Below are 25,110 nucleotides of genomic sequence, written 5' to 3' on the forward strand. Positions count from 1 at the left end.
GTTAAGGATTCCTACGAGGAAACACGCGTCGGCCTGATCCCTGATCTGCCCAACGTCGCCGAAACGTGGATCTCCAGCCTTCCCTACATGAAAGAGCCTTTTGCCAAACGCGGCGAAATGGACCAAGGCATCCTGCGCTTTACGTGGTACTCTCTGGTGCTCGTTTCCAAGGGCTATGCGATCGCTCTGCTGATCGGCGTACCCATCGGTTTCTTCCTCGGCCTGTCGCCCACGTTTACCAAAATGTTCGACCCGCTCATCCAAGTGCTGCGCCCGGTTTCCCCTCTGGCTTGGTTACCCCTAGGTTTGATTTTGTTCATGCGCGCTGGTCCTGAAGCCGGCACCTACGCCGCGCTGTTCACCATCGCCCTGTGCGGCATGTGGCCGACCGTGCTCAACACCGCTGTCGGTGTGCGTGCCGTGCCGCAGGATTACCTAAACGTCGGCCGCGTCCTGAAGCTCTCGCGCTGGAAGATGCTCACCAAGATCCTCATTCCCGCCACCCTTCCCTACATGTTCACCGGCTTCCGCCTGAGCTTAGGCATCTGCTGGCTGGCGATTGTCGCCGCCGAAATGCTCACCGGTCGTCCCGGCGCAGGCGGCTTCCTCTGGCAGGAGTACAACGCCCTGATCTACGAACACATCATCTTCTCGATCCTCGTTATCGGCGTCGTCGGCCTCATCTTGGACCGCCTCATGTCGCTGATCGAAGCCCGCTTTAAGGCCATCAGCTAACCCGTCATGGCTTTCCTCGAACTCAAAAACGTCTCCAAGTCCTTCGACGGCCACAGCGTTCTCTCGAACGTCAACCTGTCGATCGCCGAGGGTGAATTCGTCGCCATCGTCGGCTACTCCGGCCAGGGTAAAACCACGCTCATTTCGATGATCGCCGGTTTGACCAAACCCGACTCCGGCGAGGTCACCCTCGAAGGCAAAGTCGTCACCGGACCCGGTCCCGACCGCGGCCTTGTTTTCCAAAACTACAGCCTGCTGCCCTGGCTCACCGTTTACGAAAACATCGCCATCGCCGTGGACCAGGTTTTCCCCAGCTGGGACGCCGCCAAGCGCCAGGCCCACGTCGATAAGTACATCGCGATGGTCAAACTCAGCCACGCCAAAGACCGCCTGCCCAAGCAGCTCTCCGGCGGCATGCGCCAGCGCGTCTCGGTGGCGCGCACTCTGGCCATCGACCCGCGTATCCTTTTGTTGGATGAACCCCTCGGTGCCCTCGACGCGCTCAGCCGCGCCACTTTGCAGGACGAAATCGCCAGCATCTGGCAGGCCGACAAAAAAACCGTGGTGCTCATCACCAACTCGGTGGACGAAGCCCTGCTGTTGGCCGACCGCATCATCCCGCTCACCATCGGGCCGGGCGCAACGCTGGGAGAATCCGTACCGGTTAACTTGTCCCGTCCGCGCAACCGCACCGGCCTCAACCACGATCCCGAGTTCAAGCGCCTGCGCGCCTTGGTCACCAACCAGCTACTCGGCTTCAACGCCGCCCGCCAGACCGCCGTCACCCGCAAACTTATTTTGCCCAACATCCTCCCCGAAAACCTTGATGCCCCGCGTGTCAACCGTCCGCCCCGCCGCCTCAACGAGGAAAAAGACGAGACCGTCAGCGTCTCCTAAGCGCCGCCACGCACCATGAGTAAATTCCTCGAAATCTCCCAACTCGTTAAAACCTTCCCCACGCCCAAGGGCCCGCTCACCGTCGTGCGCGATTTTGATCTCGGAGTGAAGAAGGGCGAGTTCATCACCCTCATCGGCCACTCCGGCTGCGGTAAATCCACCGTGTTGTCCATGATCGCCGGCCTAAGCGACGTGACCAGCGGGGTCATTGTTCTCGCAGGTAAAGAAGTGGTCGGCGCCGGCCCTGACCGAGGCGTGGTATTTCAAGCGCCCTGCCTGCTGCCCTGGTTCACCGCGTTTGAAAACGTCATGCTCGGAATCGATCAGGTGTACTACACCGCCTCGAAACTCGAACGCACGCAGATCGCCGAATACTACCTGTCGCTGGTCGGCCTGGCCGACTCGATGCACAAGCGCCCCGGCGAGATCTCGCAAGGCATGCGCCAGCGCTGCGGCATCGCCCGCGCGTTTGCACTCTCGCCCAAGATGCTGCTGCTCGACGAGCCGTTCGGCATGTTGGATTCGTTAACCAAATACGAGTTGCAGGACGTGTTGCTCAACCTGTGGCAGCGCGACCAGAAAACAGCGCTGATGGTCACCCACGACGTCGATGAGGCACTCTACCTTTCCGACCGCGTGGTGATGATGACCGACGGCCCCGAAGCCACCGTGGGCGACATTTTGGAGGTTAACTTCCCGCGTCCCCGCACCCGCAAGCAGCTGCTGGAAGACCCGGAGTATTACCGCCTGCGCGAGTATTTGCTCACCTTCCTCAACGAACGCTCGCACCACCGCCCCGGCCAAGCCGGCCAGCCCGCCCTCGCGACTCACCACTGAGACCCACTTTCCGCCCAGCCGTCCGCCTCAACCAGACAAACAACCGCACCACATCCACCATGAATCGCCTCCACACCTCCCTCGCCAGCCTCGGCTTCGTCGTCGCGGCCGCCTCCGCCTCCGCGCAGTTCTACCCGCCACCCCCGCCCGCGTACCCGGGCATGACCAACTTCAACCTCCGTGGCGCCAATCCCTACATGAACCAGTGGGACATCGGCGTGAACATCCGCGGACGCTTTGAAAACAAGGACAACGCCAGCTTCACCTCAGGCGGCCAGAACAACGACTTCCGCGCCGGTGAAACACCTGCCGCCAACAAAGACCTCACCGACAACAATAACAACTACTCGCTGCTGCGGATCATGCCCCGCATCGGTTACACCGATAAATGGTATCAGGTGTTTGTTCAGGGCCGCTCCAGCGCCTCCTTCGATGACGAACGCGGCAACAACGGCACCACCAACCCTAATACTAGCAACTCGGTCCCTGGCGTCCTGGCAGGCAAAGGTGAGCAGGAAAACAACCGCGATCTCAGCCTCCATCAGGCCTACGTAGCGGTCGGCAACCACAAGGAATACCCCGTCTCCGCCAAGATCGGCCGTCAGGAACTCGTTTACGGCGACCAGCGCCAGATCGGTAATTTCCTCTGGAATAACAACGGCCGTAGTTTTGACGCAGCCAAGGGCCGGTACCAAAATTCGCTGGGTGGAGTCGACTTGTTCACTGGCAGCGTCGTTTACCACGACAACGGTGCGTTCGATAAATCACACTACGACAACGATAAGTTCTCCGGTGCGTACTTTAATCTGACCACCATTCCGGTCGTCAGTAAGAACCACATCGTTGAAACCTACTTGCTCAACCGCAACGTCGAGGCCGGCAGCCTTGACGAAGACTGGGGTGGCATCGCGGCTCCATTCCGTAACCCGCCCATTCAGGATCTCTACACCGTGGGATTGCGGGTGAAGTCAAAACCCAACACCTCTAATCCTTGGGACTACAGCGGCGAGGGCATGTATCAGTTCGGCACCATCAACAACCGCAACGCAACCACCGGTGCCGCGGTGACTGTCGTTAACAACGCAGCAGCTCATCGTTCCGCTAGGGAACTCGACCAAGACGCCTACTCGGCCATCGGTCAGATTGGCTACACTTGGTATGATCTCGCTTGGCAGCCGCGCCTCTCGCTCATGTACAGCTACGCCTCCGGTGACAAGAACGCCAAAGACGGCGAATCGAATACCTTCCAGAATCAGTTCGCCACCACGCACTTCTTCTACGGTTACTCCGACCTGAACAGCCTGCAAAACTTGCACGATCTACGCCTGGCGCTCGAAGCCAAACCGACCCCGAAACTTCGTGTGGCGATTGAAGGCCATCTCCAGCGTCTCGATACCACCAACGATTATTGGTACAACGTCGGCGGCGTTGCTCGTGTCGGCGGAAATCAGACCATCAACCCCGACGGCTCCGGCTTTACGACCGCTAATAATAATGGCTCCTACGGCATCAATTCCAGCTTCAGTAATAGTCTCGGTAAGGAAGTTGACTTAATCATCAGCTACACACCGGTGCCCTACCTGAACATCGAGGCCAACGTCAGCCACTACTTCCACGGCGACTACATCAAACAAACGTGGGCCAACAACGGCGGCTCCGATGACGCCAACTACGCCTACATCCAAGTCACCCTGAACCTCTGAGTTCGTCCCAGCTCGGTAAACCTGAACGCAGCGGCGTGACAGCCCTTCACCGGACGTCACGCCGCTTTTTTACGCCTATTTTTAAAGCCCCATTCCGCCCTTCGCGCCTCTACGCGAACTTCGCGGTCAACCCCTCACTCCCTCCGCCCCCGCCACGTTTTCCCCTCAAACACCATGACCAAAACCGCGCTCACCGCCGCCATCCTCGTCGCCAAAAAGTCCAAACAACTCACCTGGGCCGCCCTCGCCAACGCCGCCGGCCTATCCGAGGTCTACACCACCTCAGCCTGCCTGGGCGAAAACGCCCTGCCGCCCGACGCCGCCGCCCGCCTCGCCGCCGCCCTCGAACTCGGGCCCGACATCGCCGAAGCCCTCACCGAGTACTGCAACAAGGGCGAAGCCGCCGCCTCCGTCACCAAGGAGCCGCTCCAATACCGTTTCCAGGAAATCATCTACGTTTACGGCCCCACGTTGAAGGCCCTCATCGAGGAAAAGTTCGGTCCAGGAATCATGAGTGCCATCGACTTCACCATGTCGGTGGACCGCGTGGCAGATCCCAAGGGCGACCGCGTCAAAATTGAAATGTGCGGCAAGTTTTTGGGATACAAAACCTGGTGAGCGCAGTCCGCATCGTCCTCGCTCCCTCAAAGCGCCCCGCACCCATGAATTCCTTTAATCAAACCAACCCATAAATTTTATTCATAATTCAGGCTTTGGACCCCGACTGTGCATGAAAGCTGCTCAAGCATGTACTCCTAAGCATGAAATTCGCTCAACTCCGCTCCGTCGGTCACTGGCCCACGCTCTTCACGTCGTTTCTCTATTTCGACGTCAGCTTTATGGTATGGACGCTCCTCGGCGCGCTCGGTGCCTACATCGCGCCCGACCTTGGCCTCGATGCTCAGGACAAGTTCCTGATGGTCTCCACCCCAATTCTCGCCGGTGCTTTTTTACGCATCGTTTTATCGATGATGGTGGACCGTATCGGTGCCAAACGCACCGGCATTGTTGCCCAACTCGTCGTCATTGCAGGTCTGGCGATCGCATGGCAGACCGGTATTCACACCCTCAATCAGGCCCTCTTACTGGGCGTGGTGCTCGGTGTCGCTGGAGCCAGCTTCGCAGTCGCGCTTCCGCAATCCGGTCGCTGGTACCCACCCCACATGCAGGGCATGGTGTTGGGACTCGCCGGTGCAGGTAACATTGGGGTGGTCATCGATCACCTTGCCGCGCCGCGCATCGCCGCCGCCTGGGGATGGAAAGCGGTTTTCGGCGCCGCCCTCATTCCGCTGATTCTGGCGTTCATCCTTTACGTGATTTTCTCCAAGGAGCCCCCCGGTGAAGTGAAGAAGAAAAAACTCTCCGACTACGCCCGCCTACTCGGCCAACGCGACTCCCACTGGTTCTGCCTGTTTTACACCATCAGCTTCGGTGGGTTCGTCGGCCTCGCCACCGCGTTTGCCATCTACTTCCGCGACGAGTTCCACCTCTCCCCGATTCACGCCGGTGAAATGGCCGCCTTTTGCACCCTGGTCGGTGCCCTCGGTCGCCCCGGTGGCGGAGCGCTGGCGGACAAGCTCGGCGGCATCCGCGCCCTCACCATTTTTTACTCCATCGCCGCTGTAGCCCTCGTATTCGCTGCCCTGTCGAGCAACCTCTGGATGTGCGGTGCAGGCTTCTTTGTGGCCTCGGGTGCTTTTGGCATGTGCAACGGTTCGGTGTTCCAGCTCCTGCCGCAGCGCTTCGCCAAGGACATTTCGGTGATGACCGGTCTGGTCGGTTGCGGCGGCGGTCTCGGCGGCTTCCTGCTCGGCATGCTTTTTGGTGCCTCAAAGCAACACACAGGGACCTACACCACAGGCATCCTGTTTTTTGCAGCCCTGTGCATCGTGGCTCTCTTGGGCCTGAAACTAGTCAAAGTGCGTTGGCGCACCACCTGGGGCGCAACCGCCGCCGCACGCATCTGAGCCAACCCGTAACACCCACACCCCGGATTTTTAACCGCTAATGGCCGCTAATAGACGCTAATTCCGAACAGGAACTATGTTCAGATTAGCGTTCATTAGCGGCCATTAGCGGTTAAAAATCCGTTTTCCTCGATTAGAAAACGTCTCCCGTGCCCCGCCTCCAACTCCAAATCACCGCCCACTCCGCCCCCGGTTCGCCCACCCGCGCCAATCAGGACGCCTGCCTGTATCGGACGTTTAAAGACGAGTCTGTGCTTGCGGTCCTCGCCGACGGCGTGGGCTCGGCACGCGCCGGAGGCGAGGCCGCCCGCCGCGCGGTGGAGATGCTCGCTGATTACTGCTCGGCGCGCACCCCCGCATGGAGCCCGCGCCGCGCGCTGCAGGAATTCATCCTGCGCCTCAATCGCCAGCTCTACCAAGAAAGCCTCGCCCGCTTCGAGAGCACCGAACTCGTTTCCACCCTCGCCGTAGTCTTAATCGTAGGAGCGCGTGCCTACCTCGCCGCCCTAGGTGATTCACCGATTTACCTGCGCCGGGCCGGTCGTCTTGCCCGCCTCTCCGAACTGCATCTCTCCGGCCTGCGCGGGCAGGAAAATGCGCTCACCCAAGCCCTCGGCCTCAACGCCGATTCCAACCCGTGGTTCCACGAACTCGATCTAGAGATAGGCGACTCTCTGATTCTCTGCTCCGATGGAGTCGCGGTCCCGCTCGGCGATACCCGCCTTAGCCAACAACTCGATCAAGGTGCCACCGCACGCTCCCTGGTTACCTCTGCCCAGGACCCCGAACTGCCAATTAACGAAGAGCGCAGCCAACCCGACGACGCCACCGCTGTGGTGCTCGAAGTGAGTGGACGCGACGATTCGGCTACTCCCGGCCAAACCCTCGAAATTGCGCCCCCGCTCAAGGCCGGCGACACCTTTCCCGACGGCACGCTGCTCAGCCCGCTCGACGACTCCCGCCGAGTCTGGTTGGCCCAACCCGCCGATACGACCGCCGACCGCATCGTGCTCAAATTCCCGCCGACCGAGGCCGCCGACGACGAAACGCGCACCGACGGCTTTCTGCGCGAAGCCTGGCAAGCCGCGCGCTTGCTCGGCCCCGAGTTTGTGCCCTCGCGCGTTCCCGCCACCCCAATCCTGCGCTATTATGTGCAGGACTACATCGAGGCCCCCACCCTGCGCACCCTGTTACGCGCCGGCCCCCTGCCCGTGGAACGTGCGGTTGAACTCGGCGCCTTTCTCGCCCGCGCCGCCCAACACCTCGTGCGCCTCGACCTCGCCCACGGTGATATCAAACCGGAAAACATCCTCGTCCTGCGCTCGCCCGAACCCTCGGCGACTTGGGATTTCCGCCTCATCGACCTCGGCATAGCGGCCGAACTCTACGCCGTGACCACTCGCGCCGGCACGTCCAGTTACCTCGCCCCCGAACGCTTTGCCAACGCGCCCGTCAGCGAACGCACCGAAATGTACGCCATCGGGGCGACCGCATACGAAAGTCTTACCTGCCGCTTGCCTTACGGCGAAATCGAGCGCTTCCAAACCCCGTCGTTCGCCACCCAACCCAAGCCGCCCTCGGCCCTCAATCCGGCGGTGCCAGCTTGGCTTGATTCACTGGTCCTGCGCGCCCTCGCCGCCAGCCCCGAAGAACGCTACTCGCATTACTCCGAATTCGCCCACGACCTGGCCAACCCCCAGTCAATCGCACCGTTCCATCCCGCCAACGCCCCGCTGCTGGTTCGCAACCCCCTGCGTGTCTATAAAACCCTCTGCGCGCTACTTCTGTTGCTCAATTTCATCCAACTATGGGTTCATTTCCACAGCAGATAATCATGAGTAATTTTAATGTTTAAACCCAATATAATTCAAAGCATTCATGCATTCAGGCAGTGCTCATGGCACCCGAGTTGCTAATTAAAAAGCCTACATCGTACCCGTGAGCACCACACTGCATTCCCCCTCTTCACCCATCGGCGAGCCCGCCGCCTTCCGGCCTGACCAGAAGGAATACCTGCAAGGCTTCATGGCCGGCGTCGCCGCCTCCGGCCAATTCCCGATGTCATCGGGCGGGGTGCCCTCCGTGTCGTCCGCATCCGTACCAGCCCCTGTCGCCGAACCCACCGTGCACGGCACCGCGCTCGCCGACCTCTGCAAAGAGGAAAAATGGAAACACGACGAGAACCCGCTCGATGCCTGGGAGCGCCTACTCGCTCACTCCGCCGCCGACAAGTTCCCCGATGCGGAGAACATGTACCGGTTTAAAACCCACGGCCTGTTCTACGTCGCCCCGGCGCAGGACAGTTTTATGATTCGCCTGCGGGTTCCCGCCTGCGAAATCAGCGCCCACCAATTCCACGGCCTGGCCGAACTCGCCGCCGACGTGGGCAATGGTCACGTCGACCTCACCACGCGCGGTAACCTGCAGCTGCGCGAACTGCGCCCGCGCGACCTGGTGACCGTCCTTACCCGTGTGCGTGAACTCGGCCTGACCTCGCAAGGCGCCGGCGCCGACAACATCCGCAACGTCACCGCCTCGCCCAACAGCGGTTTTGACCCCAAGGAATTGCTCGACGTGCGCCCCTACGCCAAGGCCGTGCACCACTACATCATGAACCACCGCGACTGCTACGGGCTGCCGCGCAAGTTCAACATCGCCTTCGACAACGGCGGCGGCCTCACCGTCGCCGCCGACACCAACGACATCGCCTTCATCGCCACCCGCGTCTCCGAAAAAAGTAGCGCAGACTTCCAGTCTGCCTCCGCCGCTCCCAACTCCAGCGCCTCCGCCCCCGCCCCTGGCATCTATTTCCGCGTGCAACTGGGCGGCATCACCGGCCACCAGGATTTCGCCCGCGACACCGGCCTGCTGATCAAACCCACCGAAGCCACCGCCGTGTCCGCCGCGATGGTCCGTGTATTTGCCGAAAACGGCGACCGCACCAACCGCAAAAAGGCCCGCCTCAAGTACCTCCTGGATAAATGGGGCTTTGAGCGCTTCCTCGACGAGACGCAGAAGAAACTCTCCTTCCCGCTCGTGCGCGTTCCCTTGGCCGCCTGCGAACCGCGCCAACCGCTCATCAAACACGGCTGGATCGGTCCCTTCAAACAAGCTCAAGCGGGGCTCACCTCGATCGGCGTCGGCATCCCCATCGGGCGCATGTCGTCCAAACAAATGCACAGCCTGGCGTCCCTCGCCGCCAACTTTGGCAAAGGCGAACTACGCCTGACCATCTGGCAAAACGTGATCATTCCCCACGTGCCCAACGCGCTGGTCACCTCGGCCTGCCGCCAGTTGCAAAACCTCGGTTTCACCACCGAGGCGTCGAGCACCACCAGCGGCATCGTGGCCTGCACCGGCAGTCGCGGCTGCAAATACGCCGCCGCCGACACCAAAGGTGCCGCCGCGCACCTCGGCAAATACCTCGAAAAATCCGGTCTGGGGGTCGAGCAGCCCGTCAACCTGCACTTCACCGGCTGCGCGCACTCCTGCGCCCAACATTACTGCGGCGACATCGGCTACATCGGAGCCAAACAACCCGACGGCACCGACGGTTTCCATATTGTTCTCGGAGGCGGGCTCGACCTGGAGCAAGGCATCGCCCGCGAAGTGTTTCGCGGAGTCCGGGCCGATGAGGTCAACGCGCTGACCGCGAAAATCCTGCGCACCTATCAAGCCCGCAAAACCAGCGGCGAAACCTTCGTCGAGTGGAGCCGCCGCCACAGTGTCAAAGAGCTGCAAGAGCTCATCAACGCCTAAGCCCGCCCCCCGCGTCCCTCCGACTCGTTCTCCCTCCGCATTCCGTCCTCCGAGCGTCTCTCCTGAGCCCTCCGCCCTCTGATCTCTGACTTCTGACCTCTGCCTTCCGCCATCCGTCCTCCGACCGTTCCGCCTCCGCCTCCCGCCCACATGAGCACCGTCCCTCTCATTCCCGAATCCGCCCCCTTCACCTCCGAGCAACGCGCCTGGCTCAACGGCTTCCTCGCCGGCATTTTCAGCCGCGCCCCCGGCTCCCAGCTCGCAGCTCCTAGCTCTCAGCTCCTAGCTCTGGCCCCGCTGACAATCCTCTTCGGCAGCCAAACCGGCACCTCCGAAAGCCTCGCTAAACAAGCCGCCAAAGAAGCCGGCAAACGCGGTTTCGCGGCGACGATTCTCGACCTCGCGGCGGTCACCGTCGAGCAGTTGCCCGCCCACAGCAACCTGCTGCTCATCACTAGCACGTACGGCGAAGGTGAACCACCCGACAACGCCAAGGCGCTCCACTCCGCCCTCCTCGCCGCCGCGCCCTCCGCGCAGCTCGCCTCGGTGAACTTCAGCGTGTGCTCGCTCGGTGACACCAACTACACGCTGTTCTGCCAAGCCGGCAAAGACTTCGACCTCCACCTCGAAAAACTCGGAGCCAAACGTGTTAGCTCACGAGTGGACTGCGACGTTGATTACGAAGCCGCGTTCATCGGCTGGCTCGACACCGCGCTCGGTTCGTTCAGTTCGGCGGCGCCGACCGCCTCAACGCCCAGTGCCGGAGTCAGTCCTCCAACCGCAGCTCACGGCGACGAAGCTGAAACGGGTTTTTCCAAGAAAAACCCCTTCCCTGCGCCGGTGCTCACCGTGCGCAACCTCAACGCCCCCGGCTCAGCCAAGGAAGTTAACCACGTTGAGTTTGACCTCAACGGTTCCGGTTTGAGCTATGAAGCTGGAGATGCGCTCGGGGTGATTGCGCAAAACTGTCCCGAGCTGGTTACGGCGGTGATTACGGCGCTCGGCTGTGACGGCGAAGAAGCCGTGCCAACCCCCGAAGGTGATATGCCCCTACGCAAAGCGCTCACGCAACACTACGACCTCGGCAAACCCGCCCCCGCGCTACTCGACGCCCTCGCGATCCCCACCGAAGCCCGCGCCCCCCTCCACCACGTGCTCGACGCCCTGCGTTTTGCCCCCCTCTCCCCCGAGAAACAACTAACACAATGGGTGAGTTGTTTCCGAAAGCTTCAACCGCGGCTTTACTCGATTTCCTCCTCCCCCAAGGCGCATCCTGGGCAGGTGCACCTGACGGTAGGGGCGGTGCGCTACGAGGTGGGCGGTGTCGCCCGCAAAGGCGTGTGCTCGACCTTCCTCGCCGAGCGCGCCCTCGCCCACGGCACCGCCGGAGTTTTCGTCCACAGCAACAAAGCCTTCCGTCCGCCGGCCGACCCCGCTGCGCCCATGATCATGGTCGGGCCCGGCACGGGTATCGCGCCATTCCGCGCCTTTTTGGAAGAACGCGCCGCGACCCAGTCGCCGGGTAAAAACTGGCTGTTCTTCGGCGACCAAAAAGCCGCCTCGGACTTCCTCTATCGCGAGGAACTCGAAGCACTGCAGGCCGCCGGTATTTTGAACCGCCTCGACGTCGCCTTCTCCCGCGATCAGGCGGAAAAAATTTACGTGCAAACGCGTATGGTCGCAGCCGCCACCGAGCTCTACGCATGGCTGGAACAGGGTGCGTATTTCTACGTGTGCGGCGACGCCAGCCGCATGGCCAAGGACGTCGACGCCGCCCTTCATAAAGTCGTCGAAATCGCCGGCGGTAAATCCGCCGAACAAGCGGCCGCTTACATCCAGGCGCTCAAAGCCGCCAAGCGCTACCAGCGCGATGTTTACTAATTCACCTCGGTTGGGTCCTATATAGTCCAAACCCACATAGGATCTATTCCCCAATGCCTGCCTCGCCCGACCCCGTCCGCACGCTCATCGACGAACTCATCGAGTCGCAACGCCGTCTCGATACCCCCGTCGCGCGCTTTGCCGCCGCCCATGCGGCTGCGGATAACGCGCCGCATGCCCCCGGTTCACGAACGTCCCTAGGTGCCCAACTCATCCCGCTCTCCGCTCCCGGCCCCGGCGAACAGTACGCCTTTCAGGTCGACCTCGACTCCTGCACGGGTTGCAAAGCGTGCGTCTCCGGCTGCCATTCGCTCAACGGCCTCGACGACGAGGAAACCTGGCGCGACGTCGGCCTGGTTTACGGGCGCGACTCGCTCGCAGCCCTCGCTGGGACCGCCGGCCCCCTTCACAGAACCTCCGACAGCCACGCCTCCGAACGGAACGCTGAGCTCCAGCTCGGCTCTGCCTCCTGCGCCGCACCCTTCGCGCAGACGGTCACCACCGCCTGCCACCACTGCGAAGACCCCGCCTGCCTCAACGGTTGCCCGGTGGTGGCCTATGAAAAAGACCCGATCACCGGAATCGTTGTCCACCTCGACGACCAGTGCATCGGTTGCAGCTACTGCGTGCTGAAGTGCCCGTACGACGTGCCCAAGTTCAACGAACGCCTCGGCATCGTGCGTAAATGCGACATGTGCCACGGCCGCCTCGCCGCCGGCGAAGCCCCCGCCTGCGCCCAAGCCTGCCCCACCCAAGCGATCTCGATTGTCACCGTCGCGGTCACGGCCTCGCCGATCGCAAATCCCAAATCACAAAACGCCGACTCCAAATCCCAAAGCGCAGAGCACAAATCCCATAGCCCCAACCCCGCCCTCACCGCGTTCAGCGGCACCGACTCTGCCTACACCCGGCCAACCACCCGTTACGTATCCAAAAAACCGTTGCCCGCCGGCCTGTACGCCGCCGACACCCACACATTGCGCCCGCAACACGCGCACTACGCTCTCGTACTTTTACTCGTCCTGACCCAGCTCGGCATCGGCCTGCTGCTCAGCTCCCAGCTCCTAGCTCCTAGCTTCCAGCTCCTAACTCTGCTCGGGCTCGGCCTATACTCCACCGGTCTGGTTGCCAGCATCGCCCACCTCGGGCAACCGCTGCGCGCATGGCGTATCTTCCTCGGTCTGCGTACCTCGTGGCTGAGCCGCGAAGCCGTGCTCCTTGGCATGGCCTTCCCTCTGCTAGCCGCCGCACTTCTCACCAGCGAGGTGGCAGCAGGTTTGCTCGCTAAATACGCCCCTCCGCTACCGCCCCTGCTCCAAGGCGGCATCGAACTCGCGCCTATTGGCGGCCTCGTTATCGCCGGCCTCGGCGTATTCTGTTCAGCGATGATCTACACCGACACCCGCCGCCAATTTTGGCGTCTTTCCCAAACCCTCGGCCGCATGGGCGGCACCGTCGCGATCGCCGCGCTGATCCCGTTTTCCGCGCCCCTCGCAGCGGTGGTGCTTGTCGCCAAACTCGCGCTCGAACTCTCGACGCTGCGCGGCACCAGCACCTCGGCCCGTCTACAACGCGGCCTGCTCAGCCCGCTGGTGCTTGCACGCCTTGCAGTGGCCGGTTTGGCCTTCGCCGGCTTTTTTATGTTACCCCCGGCCGCCGCCGTGATCCTGTTCGGCATCGGTGAAATCCTCGAACGTACGCTGTTTTTCCGTGCCGTCGATTCCCCGAAAATGCCCGGCGTGCCCGCCAGTTAAGCCGGCCTGCCGCCCACGAACCGGCCGCCACGCTGATTAAAAATTGCCACACGGCGCTCGGCAGCTACCCACGTCACATGACCCAGTTCCGGCCCTGCATCGATCTCCACGATGGCAAAGTGAAACAAATCGTCGGCGGCACCCTCCGCGACGACGGCCCGGGCCCGCGTGAAAACTTCGTCAGCGACGAAGCCCCCGCCGCCTTTGCCTCTCGCTACCGCGCCGATCAACTCACCGGCGGCCACGTGATCAAACTCGGCAGTGGCAACGACCAACCCGCCCGCGACGCCCTCGCCGCCTGGCCGGGCGGACTGCAACTGGGCGGCGGCATCACGATCGACAACGCCGCCGACTGGCTCGCTGCCGGTGCCAGCCACGTGATCGTCACCTCGTGGCTGTTTTCCGCTGAGGGCCGTTTTTTGCCCGACCGCCTCGCCGCCCTCGTCGAACGCATCGGCCAAAACCGCCTCGTGATCGACCTCAGTTGCCGCCGTACCGCGAGCGGCTGGACCGTCGCCATGAACCGCTGGCAAACCCTCACCGACCTCGACATCTCCCCCGCCACCCTCGACCGGCTGGCGGGTAACTGCGCCGAGTTCCTCATCCACGCCGCCGACGTAGAAGGCTTGTGCGGCGGCATCGACCAAGAGTTGGTCACCCACCTCGGCGCTTGGGGCGGTTGTCCAATGACCTACGCCGGTGGCGTCGCCAACATGGAAGACGTCAGCCTAGTCGAAACGCTCAGCCAAGGCCATGTGGACATCACGGTGGGCAGCGCCCTCGACTTGTTCGGCGGCACCGGCGTGCGTTATGCCGATCTGGTGGCGTGGAATCAGCGCTCAGCCACAAAATAAACTCATCCATTCCCTAAAAACGATTCACCCGCATTCGAGTTAACCGGCTGCCACTGGCAGTCGCTTTGCTTACTATTCGTACTCGTTACGCTTTTACGCCCGACCCCATGCCCACCCTTTCATCGCTCCGCGCCTCGCTTGATCCCGCTCTCATCCAACTGCGCGCGCGCACGGGCCCGATGACCAGTGAATTGGTGCGCCACCCTGCCGACCACGGCCTCGGATTGGCGCAAATCCCCAGCCGTCTCGCGCCCACCTCCACCACGCGCTCGATCTGCGGATTTTGCAGCACCGGTTGCTCGCTCACCGTCCACCGCGACGCCGATGGCCAGGCGATTAACCTCAGCCCTGACCCCGCTTATCCCGTTAACCTCGGCATGGCCTGCCCCAAGGGCTGGGAAGCCCTCACCCCGCTCGCCGCGTCCGACCGCCTCAAAACTCCGCTGCTGCGCAACACCGCCACCGGCCAACTGGAGCCGGTCTCGTGGGAAACCGCCCTCGCCGCCTTCGTCAAAAACTTCAAGGGTATCCAGGCCGCCCACGGCCCGCACAGCCTGTCGTTTCTCTCCACCGGCCAGATCGTGATGGAGGAGATGGCGCTGCTCGGCGCGCTGGCCAAGTTCGGCATGGGCATGCTGCACATCGACTCCAATACGCGCCAGTGCATGGCCACCTCACACGTTGCCTACAAACAGTCGTTTGGCTTCGACGCGCCGCCGTTCACCTACGCCGATTTTGAGGAAAGCGACGCGCTCATTTTCATCGGCGCCAACCCCTGCATCGCCCACCCGATCATGTGGCAGCGGGTGATGATGAACAAAAACGCGCCCGAGATTGTCGTCGTCGACCCGCGCCGCACCGAGACCGCCATCGCCGCCACGCTCCACGTCCCACTCCTGCCCAAAAGCGACCTCACGCTCCTTTACGGGTTGGCTCACCTGCTGATCGAGCGCGGCGCAGTGAAACGCGAGTTCATCGACGCCCACACGCGCAACTACGACGAGTTCGCCGCCTTCGTCGCCGCCTTTACTCCCGAGCGCGTCGCCGCCGCCACCGGCCTACCCGTCGCCACGCTGCACCGCATCGTCGAGATCATCGCCACCCGCAAACGCGTTTCGTTCTGGTGGACCATGGGCGTGAACCAAGGCCACGAATCCACGCGCACCGCCCAGGCGATCATCAACCTCGCGCTGATGACCGGGAACATCGGCCGCCCCGGCACCGGCGCCAATTCGATCACCGGCCAGTGCAACGCCATGGGTTCGCGTTTATTTGGCAACGCCAGCTCGCTGCTCGGCGGCTACGATTTCGCCAACGCCGCGCACCGCTCCCATGTCGCCGGTGTTTTGGGTATCGATCCCGCCGTGATCCCGTCGGGCAAAAGCTGGGCTTACGACCAGATCATCGACGGCATCGACACCGGCGCGATCAAAGGCCTATGGGTGATCGCCACCAACACCGCCCACTCGTGGATCAACCAAAAGCGTTTCCCCGAACTCCGCGCCAAACTCGATTTTCTGGTGGTGCAGGATATGTACGGCACCACCGAGACCGCGCAGATGGCCGACCTGGTGCTACCCGCCGCCGGCTGGGGTGAAAAAGACGGCGTGTTCATTAACAGCGAGCGCCGTCTCGGGGTGGCGCGCAAAGTCTCTCGCGCGCCCGGCCTGGCGCTCTCGGATTTCGCGATTTTCAAGCTCGTGGCGGAGGCCTGGGGCTGCGGCGAGCTGTTCCGCCGCTGGGAGTCGCCCGAGGCGACCTTTCGCCTGCTGCGCGAACTCTCCCGGGGGCAACCCTGCGAGTTCACCGGCATCGAAGGCTACGACCACATACAAGCCGAAGGCGGCATCCAGTGGCCGTTTGCGGAAGCGGCGAGCTCAGAGCTAATAGCTAATAGCTCCCAGCTCTCAGCTCCTAGCTCGCAGCTTCCAGCTCCTAGCTTCCAGCTCTCAGCTCCTAGCTCGCAGCTTCCAGCTCCTAGCTTCCAGCTCCCAGCTCAACGCCAGCGTCGCCTCTTCGCCGACGGTAAATTCTTCACCGCCGACCAGCGCGCGATTTTCCTCTTCGACGAGCCGCGCCCCATGCCCGAGCTACCGGATGCCGCGTATCCGTTTTTGCTCAACACCGGCCGGGGGTCCTCGGCCCAGTGGCACACCGGTTCGCGCACCAACAAAAGTGACGTCCTGCGCAAACTCGCGCCGACCTCCCTCTACGTGGAAATTAGCCCCGCCGATGCGGACCGCCTCGGCATCGCAGCCAACGCACCCGTGATTGTCTCGTCACGGCGCGGTGAAGCGGCCGCCTTTGCCGTGGTTACCGGCACGCTACAGCCCGGCCAACTGTTCATGCCGATGCATTTTGACGCAGTTAACCGGCTCACATTTCCGGCCTTCGACCCGCACTCGCGGCAGCCTTCGTACAAGGCCTGCGCGGTGCAGATTTCCTTAGCCTAAACCCCGCCTCAAAAGTAGCGCGGACTTCCAGTCTGCCCTCTCTCAAAACAGCGGTCAGTTTGCGGAGCGCTACTTTAGCTGCGCGCGGCGATCAAGGCGGCGAGTGCAACCTGATCGACCACGCCTTCGACGGCGTGCAGGTGGTGCAACACGCCCATGCGGTCGTCTTCACTCGAGGTGGAGATATCGAGCATCCAGTCGGCGGTCTTGGGTTCGGCGACGATCACCTCGTCGGCCCATTTAATCACCTCGGCGGCGGTGACGAAGCCCTCGGTGAGGCCGCGAATATAGAATTCGGCTAGTGTGCGGTAGTTGGTTGGAGTGGACATAGGTGTAAATGAAAGCGATGAGCGTCGGCAGTAACCCGCTCAACGGCGAGCTGGAATTTCCGGGTTAAGCTGAACCGTGAATGTGCCCCTGTTTTGCCCCTGCGGCATACTGCGGGAAGGAGCCCGCAGGTTGAAGAGCCCCTGCTCAGGGGCCTAAAGTCCCCGAGCAACGGACGCGGAAAACACCACCTGAATGAGGGCAACGTGAACCCCTCCAAAAAACCACAACCGACAGGAACAATAATTTCCCCAAATATCTCCTTGCATGAGACCACCCAAAACCTCTTAGTTCGCCGTTTTATTTATGAAAGCGACCATCAAAACCCAAGGCCAGCAGTTCGCTGTTTCCGAAGGAGACATTCTCATCGTAAACCGTTACCCTAACACGGAAGCCGGTTCCACCGTCGAAATCACCGACGTGCTCTCCTTCGGTGAAGGCGCTGACTTCAAAATCGGCACCCCGACCCTCGCAGGCGCAACCGTCACCGCCAAGGTCCTCGAAAACAAGCGCGGCAAAAAAGTCATCGTCTTCAAAAAGAAGAAGCGTAAGGGCCACGAAAAGAAGCGCGGCCACCGCCAAGAGCTTTCGGTCATCAAGATCGAAACCATCAAGGCCTAATCATTCATTAACTCTTAAAGGAGAAACTATTCCATGGCGCATAAAAAAGGTGCAGGTTCCACGTCCAACGGTCGCGAGAGCCATTCAAAACGTCTCGGCGTAAAGAAGTTTGGCGGCCAGGCCGTCATCGCCGGTAACATCATCGTCCGTCAGCGCGGCAGCAAGCTGCACGCTGGCAAGAATGTCGGTATCGGCCGCGACTGGACCTTGTTTGCCCTCACCGACGGCAAGGTCGAATTCGATAAGATCCACCGCAAGGTGAACATCGTCTAAGGTCGTTCGTTTTCGCTTTCATCCAGCGCCGTGGCTCCAAAGCCCCGGCGCTTTTTTGTTTTGCCCTCTCGCCGATCAGCCCCCGCTTTAGAACGAAACCATGAGCGAGCGCCTCCGAAACCTTCAGCGCCAGCAGATCATCCTGCGCGAACACCTGGCTTGGATCGAAGCGGAAATCGCCCAGGAAACCGCACCAACGGAAAACGTCGCGACGCGTCCGACCCCATGGCAGCGGACAACGCCCGAGGTAAACGAGCCGATTGACGCCGATGCGCTCATCGAGCGTTACGCCGGAAAAGAACGGCAGCAGCCCGCCGACATTCGCAGGGGCTGCCTGCTCCTTTTCCTCGGGGCCTTCGCCCTGTTTGCACTCCTGATCGTGGGCGTTTGGTGGCTGCGATACCGCTGACACGACCCCGAGTCCGCTAATTCGGATACAGGAATGGCTCATATCATGCGGTAAGACGATACCGCCAACGCCTGAACTTCAAAAACGAGGAAATTCCCTCTTGCGCCTCCGGACCAAAGCCGGAACATTCTAACTTTTTCGTCGTTCGCCCGGTGCGCACGACAGACTCAGGCAGACACACCACCACGCATGCATAGTTTTTCCGAGCAATGTCTCGACATGGCCCGATCGATTCTCGGCCACAACTTGGATTCCATCCAACCCGACGGCAGCATTCTGCCCGCTCCCGGCGAGGAGCCCCGTGCCGACGAACCCGGTCACGTTGCCTACACACTGGGTGAATATTACCGCGCCACCGGTGAAACCACGCTCAAGGGCTACGATCTCGTGGACCTGACCGCCCGCTGCGTGACAGCGCAGATGTTCACTGAACCAGCCACCGAGAACGGCCTCGCTTACGCCGCCCTCGGCCTCCTGTGCTTTGGTCCGTCCAAGGAGCGCAACCCCGTCTGGGAGCGCCTCGTCGAAGAGACCCAGGTGCGCATCGACAAGCAACTCCTGCACCGCAGCGACCACGACAATCATTGGCAGGCGTTCAACGTTGCCAAGGCGGTCGCCCGCTACTCCTTCGGCCTCTCCAAAAAGGACGAAACCTCCCGCCTCATCGAGCGCATGGTTGATCGTATCAACCAGACCAGCTCCACCGGATTCTTCGATGACTCCACCGAGGGCTTGGGCGGTAACTTCAATCTTTATGGCGTGATGACCTTTGTGTTCGTCCGCTCCGCTTTGCAGCTCCATGCCAACAGCGGCGTGCGTGACCGCAAGCTGCCCACCCTGCGTACCTACGCCGAGAAGTACCTGAAGATCATGCCCGACCTCGTCCGCCAGGACGGTCTGGGCTGGGCCTTCGGTCGCGCCGCTGGCGCCTACGGCCAGATGCATTGCATCAGCCTGGTCCTTCAAGGACTGCGCGACGGCTGGATCCTCGAAGACCAGAAGCAGAAGTATTTCGATCTGCTCCGCCGCCTCTTTGTATTTTTCTACCAAACCTACCTCGACCAAGAGCACGGGTTTGTTGATCTGCGCGACGAGGAACGCACCGCCTACGGTCACCACACGACCCGCATGGCCAACTTCGACGCCGCCCGTTACCTGTGCCAATGGGCCCGCCTCGCCAAGGCCGTGCAGATGCCTGTCGGTGGACCCAAGATTGACACCGCCCGCACCGTCGGCCGTTTCGTCATCTTCGACAAATCCAACCGCAAGGAACAGGGCCTGTTCCTTTACCGCGACGCCGAGAGCGGCCTGCATGCGCAAATCCCGCTCATCAGCTCCGGCACCAGCCTCACGAGCGATTCGTTGACCTTCCCTCACTGCCCCGGCGTGTTCGACTGGCCCAACAACGTTTACATGCCAGTGATGATCCCCGAGCTCACCTTCAATGTTGGTGGTGTCGAGCAGGTCACGCTTCCGGCCTTCTACGGGAAAAACTGCGTCACCGGCCTCGGCCAGCGCAACAGCTTCTACTTCCGCTACGAGCAGCCCGACCTGATCAACACCAAGGAGGAAATCCTCAAGGGTCTGGGCACCGTGAAAGTTCAGTGGAATTTCTCCGGCTCGAAGATCAGCGCTGAGTTCACCTACACGGTGAAGCAGCAGGTCGAGCTGACCAAGTTCCGCTACATGCTGGCCATTGCCGCGCCGCACTCCAAGTACCACGTCGGCAGCGCCATCGCACTCGGGGCTGAAGGCCACCGCTGCACCGTGCAAAAAGACGACTTCCAAGGCGTCTGGCAGGACACCGAGGTCGTCACCAACGACCCGACCTACCGCACCAACTACGGCAAGATCCACTACCTGCAGCACCTCGTGCGCGACCACCCGCTAGTCATGCGCCCGGGCCAGAGCTATCGCTTGATCGTCAACTTCGATCCCCACATCGCCCACACGGAAAACTGATCCCAGCGCCCTCGCGCAGGAATGCCGAATGACGTCTCCCCACCAACGAATAACTTTCCCATTCGCTGGAGCAGGCGCCATTCGGCATTTTTCATAACGCAACTTTACTGCTTTAACCGATGCTCTCCCGCCGAATCATCCCCTGCCTCGATGTGACCAACGGTCGGGTCGTCAAGGGCGTGAAATTCCAGGAACTGCGTGACGCCGGTGATCCCGTCGAGTCAGCCAAGGCCTACGACGCCCAGGGTGCCGACGAACTGGTCTTCCTGGACATCACCGCTTCCAGCGACGGCCGTGGCATCATGCACGACGTCGTTGCCCGCACTGCGGCCCAATGCTTCATGCCCCTCACCGTTGGCGGCGGACTGCGCTCCATCGAAGACATCGAGCGCATGCTCAAAGCCGGCGCAGACAAGGTCTCGCTCAACACCTCAGCCATCAAAGACCCGCAGTTGATCGCCGCCGCCTCGAACCGCTTCGGGGCCCAATGCATCGTGGTCGCCATCGATGCGCGCCGCGAACCCGACGGCAAATCGTGGCGTGTATTCACCCACGGAGGACGCAATCCCACCGAACTCGACGCCATCGGCTGGGCCCGGCAGGCGGTGGAACTCGGCGCGGGTGAAATCCTGCTCACCAGCATGGATCGCGACGGCACCAAGATCGGCTATGACTGCGCACTGACCCGCGGCGTCAGCGACGCGGTGAGTGTTCCCGTAATCGCCAGCGGTGGAGCCGGCGAGCTCTCCCATTTTGCCGATGCGATCATCGAAGGGCACGCCAGCGCCGTGCTGGCCGCCAGCTTGTTTCACTTCGGCACACTGACGATGTCGCAAGTCAAAGACCACCTCGCCACCCGCAACATTCCGGTGCGCCGCTAACCCGGAAGCCCCACCGCACTCCCGGTCCGGGCAGTGCGAGTTGAGCTAATGCTCAGGTGCGCGGCTTACTCCGCGTCGTAGATCTGAACCCGCGTCCAGTAACCCTTGAAACGGGCCAAAAAGGCCAAGTGCAAGGGATCGAATTGATAGGCGTTGTGGCCCGCTACATCGGCAAAAAGCGCGGTGATCGCGAAGCTGAAACTCAGATCAACAACCGGCCGAGGCGGAATGGCGGCGGGCGCACCCACGTGAAGTTGCTGCACCGCTTTGATCTGCCGGAGCGACTCCAGGCCTTCGCTGCGAAACTCCTGTTTTTGCGCTTCGGAGAGATCCGGGCGCAGGTAAAAAATAACCGTGTGGACGAACATAATCCGGCCAAAGCAGGGTTTGCACGCAATCAGGGCGAGCAAAAATTGATTTACCCCGACCTGATCGGCCGGCACGTTGCCCCTTCGCACCGTGCAAACTCCCGCCAACATCCAACTCATCGGCAACGAGGTCGCCATTCTGTGGGCCGACCAAACGGAGTCCTATTATCCAATGGAATCCCTGCGTGCGGCCTCGCCTAGCGCGCAGAACATCGGCGAACGCGATATCCTCGGTAACAAGTACGGTGGCGATGGCCCGAAGCACTTCCCGGGCGTCACCGTCACGGGGTGGGAACAGGTGGGCAATTATGCCCTCCGCTTCGATTTCAGCGACGGCCACCGCACCGGCCTCTACAGCTACGACTACCTGCTGAAACTGGCCAAACGACATCGATAGGCAGCACGCTCAGACGCCACGCTCGCCCTACTCGCTACCCGCTACTCACCACTCGCTACTTTAAAAAACATGGCACTTCCAGCCCGCACCACCTCCTCCGAGATCGAACTCGGCGCCGTCCTGCAGCCTAAATTCGGTTCCGACGGACTCATTCCCTGCATCACCCAAGATATCAGCACAGGCCAGGTGCTGATGTTCGCCTTCATGAACGCCGAGTCGTTCGCACACACGCTCACGACCAAAAAAGCCACCTACTGGAGCCGCTCCCGCAACAAGCTTTGGTGCAAAGGCGAGGAGTCCGGCAACGTTCAGTGGGTTAAAGAGCTCTACACCGACTGCGACCAGGACGTGGTCTTGATCAAAGTTGAACAAAGCGGTTCGGCCAACGCGTCCTGCCACAACGGTTACAAGAGCTGCTTTTACCGTAAGCTCGACTGCCTCGATGCAGCGGCCGCCGGCACCAGCTTCAAACTCACGTTCAACTCCGAGCCGCTCTTTGATCCGGCGGTGGTCTACAAAAAGAAGTGATACCAATTCGTGCTCAAGATGAGCTCAACTCACCTGGTTTCTGGGGCGCTGATACCTTTGGGCAAACACCCTGAGCTCACGCTCAGGGCCACGAGGAGTGTGTTCGCGAAGCGTGTGGCCTTGAGCGTGAGCTCAAGGATACCGTAAACCCCAACTGGAACCCTAAGCTCCCGGCTTCCAAAGTCCGAAAAAAAGGCCCGACTCAGTTGTCGGGCCTTTTTTATGTCCGGCCCAAACAGGGCCAATCGAGGGAAACACTCAGGCGGCACCCGGGACGATGCCGCGTTCGCTCTTGGCTGCGAACTCCAGCAGCAGCTTAAACTCGGCAGTCTCGGCGTTGGCGTGCCCGCGAAGCTTCTCCAGAGCCTGGCTGCGGTTGAGTCCATCGCGGTACAACACGCGGTAGATTTGCTTCACGCGTTCGAGTTGTTCCGCCGAGTAGCCACGGCGCTCAAGCCCGACCTTGTTGAAGGCTCGCGCCACCGCCGGCGTACCGTCGGCGATGAAAAAAGGCGGCAGATCCTGCACCAGCTTAGCCGTGGCCGAAAGCATGGCATGCGCGCCGATACGGCAGAACTGGTGCACGCCGCCATAGCCGCCGATCACCACATGATCCTCGATCACCACATGACCGGCCAGCATCATGCCGTTACTCGCCACGATGTGACTGCCAAGCACGCAATCGTGAGCGATGTGCCCGTAGGCGAGGAAGGTGTTATCGTTTCCCACCGTGGTGAAGTCGCCGTCGTTGGTGGCGGCGTGGACAGTGAAGTATTCGCGAAACACGTTACGCGCGCCGATGCGCACGCCGGGGTTGCCACCCTTGTGTTTCAAGTCCTGCGTTTTACCGCCTATGTTGGCGTAGGGGAAAATCTCACACGCTTCGCCTAGAACGGTGTTGCCCTCGACCGAGGCGTGGTGGTGCAACCGGGTGCCCGCACCAAGCCGCACACCAGCCCCGACGTAAGCGAAGGGGCCGATCTCGACATCGGCGCCGAGTTCGGCTGATGACTCAATGATGGCGGAGGGATGGATTTTCGACGACATGGGGGAAACGCAACGAAGGTCGGTCAGGCGGACGCGAAAGTGCGGAGGACTTAATCCACCTCGCTGGAATCGATGATGGCGAACATCAGCTCAGCCGAGGAAACGACCGTACCGTTAACGGTGCAGTTGCACTCAGCTTGGGCGAGTTTAGCGCCGCGCGACTTGGTCAGCTTGGCGTTGATGATGATCTGGTCGCCAGGACGCACCGGTTTACGGAATTTCACCCGGTCGGCGCTCATGAACAACGAGGTCTTTCCCTCACTACTACCACGGCGAAGCATGAGGATGCCGGCGGCCTGCGCCATGGACTCCAGTTGCAGCACGCCGGGCATCACCGGATTGCCGGGAAAGTGGCCCTGGAAGAACGGCTCATTGATGGTCACGTTCTTGATCGCGACTAGCTCGTCCTCACCGATGAACTCGACCACGCGGTCGATCATCACAAACGGATAACGGTGCGGCAACGTGTCGAGGATGCGGCGGATATCGAGCTCAGTCTCGGAGGGCAGCACCTTGGACGGGCGCGGCTTTTTCTTGGGGCCCTTGCGCTTCTCTTCGAGCTTGGCGAAGAGCAGCTTGGTGAGTTCCGCGTTGATGGCGTGGCCGGGGCGCGTGGCGATGATGTGCGCCTTGAGCGGCATGCCCAGCAGCACGATGTCGCCGATGATATCGAGAATCTTGTGACGCACGAACTCGTCCTTAAAACGCAGGCCCTCCTTGGAGAGAATTTTGTCGCCCTTGATGACCACGGCGCAGTCCAGTGAACCACCCTTGATCTTACCCAACTTAAGCAGTTCCTCGATGTCCTCGTAAACGACGAAGGTACGCGAAGCTGCCAACTGGGTCAGGTAAACATCGGGGTCGATCGTGAGCGTGAGATGCTGCGTGTGGATCCCCCGATCATCGGCCGAAGTGCAGGTGATCTTGAACTCATCGCAAGGCAGCGCGATGACCGAGGAGTTGCCCCGAGTGACCGATACAGCCTCCTCCAAAACGAAATACTCGCGGTCCTTGTCCTGCTCAACTGGTTCGCCCTCGAGGATGAGATTAACAAAAGGCTTGGCCGAGCCATCCATGATCGGGGGTTCGGATGAATCGATTTCAACGAGCACATTATCCACGCCGCAACCGCTCAGAGCGCTCAGCACGTGCTCGACGAGGTGGATTTTGGTGTGACCATCCTGAACGGTGGTGTTGCGGACGAGATCGCCGATGAGATCGATACGGGGTTTGATCTCAGGCTGACCACTGAGGTCCATGCGCTTAAACACGATGCCATGGCCCACAGGGGCGGGCTTCAGGGTCAGGGTGACGGGGTTGCCGGTGTGCAGTCCATTGCCTTGGACGGACACGGCGCGCGCGAGCGTGCGTTGTTTCATAAAGATTTAATCCGACACCCTGCCAAACACGGGGCAGCCAGTGCAAGCGCCGAGTCACTCTAGGCGGAGTCCGGTTTC

General features: G+C 61.4%; 23 protein-coding genes. 19 read left to right on the forward strand and 4 right to left on the reverse strand.

The features are described 5' to 3' along the window. Window positions 1–87: 87 nt before the first annotated feature. The 12 genes from ntrB (at window position 88) to H2170_13510 (ending at window position 16,840) form a co-directional block, all read left to right on the forward strand. Window positions 88–735: a nitrate ABC transporter permease gene (ntrB, locus tag H2170_13455; protein MCS6301079.1), complete on the forward strand. Its 648-nt coding sequence runs from the start codon at window positions 88–90 to the stop codon at window positions 733–735. A gap of 6 nt (window positions 736–741) precedes the next feature. Further along, on the forward strand, window positions 742–1,632 hold the full coding sequence (locus H2170_13460) for an ABC transporter ATP-binding protein (protein MCS6301080.1): 891 nt from the start codon (window positions 742–744) through the stop codon (window positions 1,630–1,632). Window positions 1,633–1,647: 15 nt separating this feature from the next. Then, window positions 1,648–2,469 carry an ABC transporter ATP-binding protein gene (locus H2170_13465; protein ID MCS6301081.1) on the forward strand — a complete coding sequence of 274 codons (822 nt, stop codon included), beginning with the start codon at window positions 1,648–1,650 and terminating at the stop codon, window positions 2,467–2,469. Window positions 2,470–2,528: 59 nt separating this feature from the next. Further along, window positions 2,529–4,172, forward strand: a complete 1,644-nt coding sequence (locus tag H2170_13470) for an alginate export family protein (GenBank protein MCS6301082.1) — start codon at window positions 2,529–2,531, stop codon at window positions 4,170–4,172. 174 nt (window positions 4,173–4,346) lie between these two features. Further along, window positions 4,347–4,790 (forward strand): cyanase, encoded by a 444-nt coding sequence (cynS, locus tag H2170_13475; GenBank protein ID MCS6301083.1) that lies wholly within the window; start codon window positions 4,347–4,349, stop codon window positions 4,788–4,790. Between the two features lie 143 nt (window positions 4,791–4,933). Next, the gene (locus tag H2170_13480) at window positions 4,934–6,139 is read left to right on the forward strand and encodes a NarK/NasA family nitrate transporter (protein ID MCS6301084.1); all 1,206 of its coding nucleotides are present in this window, start codon (window positions 4,934–4,936) and stop codon (window positions 6,137–6,139) included. Window positions 6,140–6,288: 149 nt separating this feature from the next. Then, window positions 6,289–7,971 carry a bifunctional protein-serine/threonine kinase/phosphatase gene (locus H2170_13485; protein MCS6301085.1) on the forward strand — a complete coding sequence of 561 codons (1,683 nt, stop codon included), beginning with the start codon at window positions 6,289–6,291 and terminating at the stop codon, window positions 7,969–7,971. Between the two features lie 193 nt (window positions 7,972–8,164). Further along, window positions 8,165–9,898: a NirA family protein gene (locus tag H2170_13490; protein ID MCS6301086.1), complete on the forward strand. Its 1,734-nt coding sequence runs from the start codon at window positions 8,165–8,167 to the stop codon at window positions 9,896–9,898. 150 nt (window positions 9,899–10,048) lie between these two features. After that, on the forward strand, window positions 10,049–11,779 hold the full coding sequence (locus H2170_13495) for a sulfite reductase subunit alpha (GenBank protein MCS6301087.1): 1,731 nt from the start codon (window positions 10,049–10,051) through the stop codon (window positions 11,777–11,779). Between the two features lie 53 nt (window positions 11,780–11,832). Further along, window positions 11,833–13,533, forward strand: a complete 1,701-nt coding sequence (locus H2170_13500) for a dimethyl sulfoxide reductase anchor subunit (protein ID MCS6301088.1) — start codon at window positions 11,833–11,835, stop codon at window positions 13,531–13,533. Window positions 13,534–13,610: 77 nt separating this feature from the next. After that, a complete protein-coding gene (gene hisA, locus H2170_13505) occupies window positions 13,611–14,387 on the forward strand; it encodes a phosphoribosylformimino-5-aminoimidazole carboxamide ribotide isomerase (GenBank protein ID MCS6301089.1) in 777 nt (258 codons plus the stop codon). 107 nt (window positions 14,388–14,494) lie between these two features. Next, window positions 14,495–16,840: a molybdopterin oxidoreductase family protein gene (locus H2170_13510; protein ID MCS6301090.1), complete on the forward strand. Its 2,346-nt coding sequence runs from the start codon at window positions 14,495–14,497 to the stop codon at window positions 16,838–16,840. A 74-nt stretch (window positions 16,841–16,914) separates the two neighbouring features. On the opposite strand, the gene H2170_13515 is transcribed toward H2170_13510, so the two are convergent. Next, complete coding sequence (locus H2170_13515; GenBank protein MCS6301091.1) at window positions 16,915–17,169, reverse strand: hypothetical protein; 255 nt, start codon at window positions 17,167–17,169, stop codon at window positions 16,915–16,917. A gap of 304 nt (window positions 17,170–17,473) precedes the next feature. Between H2170_13515 and rplU the strand changes: the two genes are divergently transcribed. From rplU to hisF, 5 genes are all read left to right on the forward strand, one after another. Then, a complete protein-coding gene (gene rplU / locus H2170_13520) occupies window positions 17,474–17,788 on the forward strand; it encodes a 50S ribosomal protein L21 (protein MCS6301092.1) in 315 nt (104 codons plus the stop codon). A gap of 33 nt (window positions 17,789–17,821) precedes the next feature. Beyond that, window positions 17,822–18,061 (forward strand): 50S ribosomal protein L27, encoded by a 240-nt coding sequence (gene rpmA, locus H2170_13525; GenBank protein ID MCS6301093.1) that lies wholly within the window; start codon window positions 17,822–17,824, stop codon window positions 18,059–18,061. A gap of 100 nt (window positions 18,062–18,161) precedes the next feature. Beyond that, entirely contained in the window at window positions 18,162–18,470 is a 309-nt protein-coding gene (locus H2170_13530; GenBank protein ID MCS6301094.1) for a hypothetical protein, read from the forward strand. Window positions 18,471–18,689: 219 nt separating this feature from the next. Further along, window positions 18,690–20,432, forward strand: coding sequence for a hypothetical protein (locus H2170_13535; protein MCS6301095.1), 1,743 nt, complete (start codon window positions 18,690–18,692; stop codon window positions 20,430–20,432). A 119-nt stretch (window positions 20,433–20,551) separates the two neighbouring features. Next, on the forward strand, window positions 20,552–21,313 hold the full coding sequence (gene hisF, locus H2170_13540) for an imidazole glycerol phosphate synthase subunit HisF (GenBank protein MCS6301096.1): 762 nt from the start codon (window positions 20,552–20,554) through the stop codon (window positions 21,311–21,313). Window positions 21,314–21,378: 65 nt separating this feature from the next. On the opposite strand, the gene H2170_13545 is transcribed toward hisF, so the two are convergent. Next, a complete protein-coding gene (locus H2170_13545; GenBank protein MCS6301097.1) occupies window positions 21,379–21,681 on the reverse strand; it encodes a Dabb family protein in 303 nt (100 codons plus the stop codon). A gap of 91 nt (window positions 21,682–21,772) precedes the next feature. On the opposite strand from H2170_13545, the gene H2170_13550 reads away from it, so the two are divergent. After that, window positions 21,773–22,078 (forward strand): DUF971 domain-containing protein, encoded by a 306-nt coding sequence (locus H2170_13550; protein ID MCS6301098.1) that lies wholly within the window; start codon window positions 21,773–21,775, stop codon window positions 22,076–22,078. A 69-nt stretch (window positions 22,079–22,147) separates the two neighbouring features. Beyond that, window positions 22,148–22,606, forward strand: coding sequence for a phosphoribosyl-AMP cyclohydrolase (gene hisI / locus H2170_13555; protein MCS6301099.1), 459 nt, complete (start codon window positions 22,148–22,150; stop codon window positions 22,604–22,606). A gap of 258 nt (window positions 22,607–22,864) precedes the next feature. On the opposite strand, the gene lpxA is transcribed toward hisI, so the two are convergent. Then, window positions 22,865–23,653: an acyl-ACP--UDP-N-acetylglucosamine O-acyltransferase gene (gene lpxA / locus H2170_13560; GenBank protein ID MCS6301100.1), complete on the reverse strand. Its 789-nt coding sequence runs from the start codon at window positions 23,651–23,653 to the stop codon at window positions 22,865–22,867. 50 nt (window positions 23,654–23,703) lie between these two features. Further along, the gene (locus tag H2170_13565; protein ID MCS6301101.1) at window positions 23,704–25,032 is read right to left on the reverse strand and encodes a bifunctional UDP-3-O-[3-hydroxymyristoyl] N-acetylglucosamine deacetylase/3-hydroxyacyl-ACP dehydratase; all 1,329 of its coding nucleotides are present in this window, start codon (window positions 25,030–25,032) and stop codon (window positions 23,704–23,706) included. Window positions 25,033–25,110 lie beyond the last annotated feature (78 nt).

It is taken from the genome of Opitutus sp. (genome assembly GCA_024998815.1).
Lineage (GTDB): Bacteria > Verrucomicrobiota > Verrucomicrobiia > Opitutales > Opitutaceae > Rariglobus.